General features: G+C 40.4%; 3 protein-coding genes, 1 rRNA gene and 1 pseudogene. 4 read left to right on the top strand and 1 reads right to left on the bottom strand.

Annotated elements, in window-relative coordinates:
* Positions 1 to 4 precede the first annotated feature (4 nt).
* The 4 genes from rrf to FTV48_RS13915 all read left to right on the top strand — a co-directional run bounded on the left by rrf (position 5) and on the right by FTV48_RS13915 (position 4872).
* Positions 5 to 119 (top strand): 5S ribosomal RNA (gene rrf, locus FTV48_RS13900).
* 166 nt (positions 120 to 285) lie between these two features.
* Positions 286 to 1533 carry an esterase-like activity of phytase family protein gene (locus FTV48_RS13905; protein ID WP_253602678.1) on the top strand — a complete coding sequence of 416 codons (1248 nt, stop codon included), beginning with the start codon at positions 286 to 288 and terminating at the stop codon, positions 1531 to 1533.
* A gap of 288 nt (positions 1534 to 1821) precedes the next feature.
* Entirely contained in the window at positions 1822 to 3186 is a 1365-nt protein-coding gene (locus FTV48_RS13910) for an MFS transporter (RefSeq protein WP_171294226.1), read from the top strand.
* Positions 3187 to 3522: 336 nt separating this feature from the next.
* Entirely contained in the window at positions 3523 to 4872 is a 1350-nt protein-coding gene (locus FTV48_RS13915; RefSeq protein ID WP_100535500.1) for an aromatic acid/H+ symport family MFS transporter, read from the top strand.
* A 571-nt stretch (positions 4873 to 5443) separates the two neighbouring features.
* Here the strand turns inward: FTV48_RS13915 and FTV48_RS13920 are convergent.
* Positions 5444 to 5571: pseudogene (locus FTV48_RS13920) on the bottom strand (zinc ABC transporter substrate-binding protein); the annotation flags it as partial.

A 5571-nucleotide genomic window follows, 5' to 3' on the forward strand; every position in this document is an offset into this window, starting at 1 on the left:
TTGTGCTGGCGACAATAGCAAGAGTGAACCACCTGATCCCTTCCCGAACTCAGAAGTGAAACCTCTTTGCGCTGATGGTAGTGTGGGGTTACCCATGTGAGAGTAAGTCATCGCCAGCTCATTATTCGAAACACCCCCCTGCATAAGCAGGGGGGTGTTTTTTTGTGTGTGGAGTTTATAATTATTAAGATAAAACTGTCCTTAAAACTTCATCTCATCGCAACTGTCCTGTCATTCACACTGTATTAAATAAAACGTCGACTTTATAAAAAGATGAATAGACGTATGAGAAAAATTTCTTTAAGTTTGCTGGCGGTCTCTGTATTCGCTCTGACGGCATGCAATGAATCCGATGATAAAACCCTTCAGCCTATCGAAAGCGTAACTGAACCAACTTTGGTGTCTTTTGCCAAACTGGATGTAGAGACCTATGCAGAAGGCCTTGATTCAGGACGAGATGTACGTGGGGCAAATGGTATTTTTCCTCCATTTTCAGGCCAGCCTGTACAGGGTTTTTCTGCTGCATTAAAGCAGCCGGATGGAACTTATCTGGTGATGTCGGATAATGGCTTTGGCTCGCAGGATAATTCTTCTGATTATTTATTGCGTTTGCATCATCTTTCTAGCGATTTCAGAACCAAGGCGGGCGGTACAGCAACTGTCAAACATTTATCTTATATTCAGCTTCGTGATCCGAACAAACTGATTCCTTTTGAAATTGTCCATCAGAATACTCAAGAGCGTTTATTGACAGGTGCTGACTTTGATCCGGAATCTATGCAGCGCGCGCCCAATGGCGATATCTGGATTGGAGATGAATTTGGCCCTTATTTATTACATTTTAGTGCAGATGGAATATTAAAAAGCCCACCGATTGCTTTAGCGCATCCATTAGAAGCTGGAACTGAACTCAGATCTCCACAAAATCAGCTAAACAAGGGGACTATCGGTTATATTGAACCTCTGGTACAGCGGAGTGGGGGCTTTGAAGGTATGGCAATTTCCCCCAATGGTCGCTATTTATATCCTTTACTTGAAAAACCTTTATTAAATGCCACGACGCCACAATTAATCATTTCAGAATTTGATCTGGAAAAGAAAGTTTATACTGGAAATTTCTATTATTTTGAGTTGGCTTCGAAAGCCTCTGCAATTGGTGATTTTCAGTTATTTAGTGCCAAAGAAGGTGTGATTATTGAACGTGATGACAGTGAAAATAATCTGGGCGGCTATAAAAAATTAATCAAGGTCAGATTGAATCAATCCGGTGAGTCTGTCGCACGTGAAGAACTGGTTAATTTAATGGATCTGGCCAATCCAGATTTACTTTATGTTCCGGTACGTCCGGGAGATCTTGCCACCGGTCAGCGCTTTGGTTTTCCATTTCAGACCATTGAAGACATTATTATTGAAGGGCCTGATTTAATTACCGTCTTGAATGACAATAACTTTCCCGGTTCAAGTGGTCGTAATCGAAATTTGGCAGATGATAATGAAATTATTCAGATCCGATTAGCTCAAGCATTATATTAATTTCAGTTTTTTCTCAATTTTAAAACGTTCCCTGAGTCTGAGAACTCAGGGATTTTTATATCGAAGAAGTGGCTTGAATTGTTAAGAAATCATTAAAAACTGGACGCATGGGTTTAGAATTTTGAGCAAAGCTTAAGACTTTAGTCGCATATTGCCTGAAAATTAGCTGTGTTGAACTAAGTTGTTGCACGAACATGGCGATAAGAATCATTAAAAATAATAAATAAGAGTTAGTGGCATGTGTCGTGCTGAAAACAACGAATAATAACTCACAGGAGGTGAGTAAAAATGGTAGAAAACACGAAAATGGCAGCAAATACGGTTAGTGTGAATGATGTGATTGATCAGGCAAAATTCACTAAATTTCACTTAAGCATTGTATTGTGGTGTTTGTTTATTGTTCTATTTGACGGGTATGATTTAGCAATTAACGGTGTCGTTCTGCCTCTACTGATGCAGGAGTGGGGCATGAGTGCTGTTGAAGCAGGCATGCTTGCCAGTACAGCACTAGCCGGCATGATGTTTGGTGCCATGCTGTTTGGGATGCTTGCAGACAAAATCGGTCGTAAAAAAGTGATTTTAATTTGTGTCACTTTATTTAGTGCTTTTACATTTTTGGGTGGATTTACCACCACTCCAACAGAGTTTGGTATTTTACGTTTTATTGCCGGCTTGGGCATAGGCGGAGTATTACCTAACCTGGTTGCTTTAACCTCTGAATATGCGCCTAAACGTTTAAAAAGTACACTTGTAACCACCATGTTTAGTGGTTATGCCGTAGGCGGGATTATGGCTGCATTATGTGGTACATGGTTTACCCCAAGTTTTGGTTGGGAAATTATGTTCTTCATTGCAGGTATTCCCTTACTTTTTGTTCCATTGTTTTGGAAGTTCTTACCTGAGTCTCTAACTTTCTTGGTTAAAGAACAAAAAATGAATGAGGCACGTCATTTTATAAAACGAGTTGAGCCAACTGCAGACGTACGAGCAGACACTGAACTGGTTCTAGCCACAGGCGATCAGACACAAAGTGCATCAGTAAAAGCGTTATTTACAGAAAATCGTGCAATGGGAACATTCTTATTCTGGATTGCTTTCTTTATGTGCTTGCTCATGCTTTATGCACTTGGAAGTTGGCTGCCAAAACTCATGATGGCTGCGGGATATTCTTTAGGCAGCAGTTTAATGTTCTTATTAGCACTGAATATTGGTGCCGTGATCGGAACCATTAGCGGTGGTATTCTGGCAGACCGTTTTGACTTTAAACCTGTTCTTATTAGTATGTTAACTGTGGGTGTACTGTCTCTGGTTGGTTTAGGCTTTAACTCTCCAACACCTGTTATTTATTTACTTGTCAGTTTAGCAGGTGCTTCATCTATTGGTACCAGTATCTTGTTATATAGCTATGTTGCTCAATACTATCCTGTTGCAGTACGTTCTACCGGTATTGGTTGGGCTTCTGCTGTGGGGCGTACAGGTGCAATTGTGGGTCCAATTGTGATTGGTATGCTGCTGGGTATGGAATTACCACATAAATGGAATTTCATCGCGGTTGCCATGCCGGGTATTATTGGTATCATCGCTATTTCAATGATTCGTCAACCACAACCCGGTCGCGTTCAGGTGAAACAATTAAAAGCAGCCAAAATTTAAACGATCCTCATAGATTCATTCAGTTTAAAAAACCCCTTTGTCTGAAGGGGTTTTTTATATCTTTAGTATGAAATAAAACCACTCAAAAAAAGTGATTGAGCTAAAAAATCTACAAATTCTGCTTAAATTAAAGTCATTATTATTAATGGCTTAAAATTTAATTTTAATAATAATGTGACATATCACGCAAATAAATGGCATTACATTTGTCATAGCAGAATATCAATTAGTCTTATTGTGCCTTAAATCCCGCTTGCGTATATTGCCTGACATTGAAGATTGCCTTCAATCTTCAACAAAGATGTTATGGACAAGTACTCATGGGAGATGAGAACGATGACAACGGAAAAAATAGATGTAAATTCTGTAGTCGATAATGCGAAATTCACGCCTTTCCACTTCAATGTAGTTGCTTGGTGTTTACTTATTATCTTATTTGATGGCTACGATTTAGCAATCAATGGTGTGGTTTTACCCTTACTGATGCAAGACTGGGGCTTAAGTGCAGTGCAAGCGGGCATGCTTGCAAGTACCGCACTGGCTGGCATGATGTTTGGTGCGATGATCTTCGGTTCCCTCGCGGACAAGATCGGTCGTAAGAAAGTGATCATGATCTGTATTGTATTATTCAGTGGTTTAACTTTTGCGGGTGGCTTTGCCTCAAATCCAACCGAATTCGGTATTTTACGTTTTCTTGCCGGTCTGGGTATTGGTGGGGTCATGCCGAATCTGGTGGCATTGACTTCGGAATATGCGCCACAAAAAATGCGCAGTACCTTGGTAACCACCATGTTTAGTGGTTATGCCGTCGGTGGTGTAATGGCTGCGTTGTTGGGTTCATGGTTTACCCCAAGTTTTGGTTGGGAAATCATGTTCTTTATCGCGGGTATTCCATTATTTTTATTACCAGTGATCTGGAAATTTTTGCCTGAATCGCTGGCATTTATTGTGAAGCAAAACAAGCAGGCTGAAGCACGTCAAATCGTACGTCGTCTGGCACCAAATCTAACGGTTACCGAGAATACAACGCTTACCCTGCCACAGGAAAATGTGCCTGAAGCAGCAAACGTGGTGAGCTTGTTCCGTCGTGGTCGTGCGGTCAATACTTTACTGTTCTGGGTCGCGTTCTTCACTTGTCTGTTAACCATGTATGCGCTTAGTAGCTGGTTACCGAAGTTAATGATGGCAGCTGGCTATTCTATGGACAACAGCTTGATGTTCATGATGGTGATGAACGTTGGTGCGGTTGTGGGTATTGTCGGTGGCGGTATTCTGGCGGATCGTTTCCACTTGAAACCGGTTCTGATGTTCCTCGGTATGATGGGTGCGATTGTGATGAGCTCAATGGGCTTCGCATCTAACCAATTCTTACTTTACATCCTGGTGTTTCTGGCGGGTGCAGCGTCGATTGGTTCACAAATGTTGCTATATAGCTATGTTGCGCAGTTCTACCCGCTTGCGGTACGTTCGACAGGCATTGGCTGGTCTTCTGCGATTGGTCGTATGGGCGCGATTGTAGGGCCGATCCTGATTGGTGGTCTGCTTGGTATGAACCTGCCTGCTTACTTCAACTTTATGGCAGTCGGCTTACCGGTTCTGATTACTGCAATTGCGGTTGCGTTAATCATGCATGACAATGAATCTGAAAAGATTGGTGCAATTGAGCCAGCAGTGTCTAAAGCTTAAAGCTAAGTTTTTAAATAAGAAGCCTCCGAAAGGGGGCTTTATTATTATTATCATTAAATGATAAATTTTAAAAATATTAAAAAAGTGATAAATAAATGAACCTAAATGATCGTTTTAAGAAGTTTGCGGATTCTGAATATGAATCGATAGATGATATACAGGATATTAAATTTATAGGGCGTAAGGCAGATTATTTTGCTTTTGAGCGCTCATGGATTTTGGAAGTCAAATTTTTAGAAAAAGATAGACAGAGTACAATTAATGACTTTACAAATGATCAAGTAGATAAAGATCAGGATTTCCCAGAATTTTTTGGGACTGTACATATTGAAGAGTTGATCCAAAAACATAAAGATCCTAATTTTATTAGAAATAAATTATGTGATTATGCCTCTCGAAATTTGCGATCACTTCTTTCATCAGCAGATAAACAAATCTCTGAAACTAAAAAAGCTATAGGAAAAGATGATTGCACAGGGATATTAGTTCTTCTAAATGAAAGAAATGATTTTCATGATCAAGATTTTATTTACCAAGAAATAAGTCGTCTATTACATAGAAAAGATGAACAAGGCAATTGTTGCGAACGCAGCGCCGCAATAAAGAAACCAATCCTTACGGCATTATTCGGATCGAGCCAGACATGCGTATCTACCGTATTTTTTAAGGCCTCACCACGCGGGTTACGCATCGGCAATG

This window comes from Acinetobacter sp. YH18001, from assembly GCF_013416975.1.
GTDB lineage: Bacteria > Pseudomonadota > Gammaproteobacteria > Pseudomonadales > Moraxellaceae > Acinetobacter > Acinetobacter pseudolwoffii.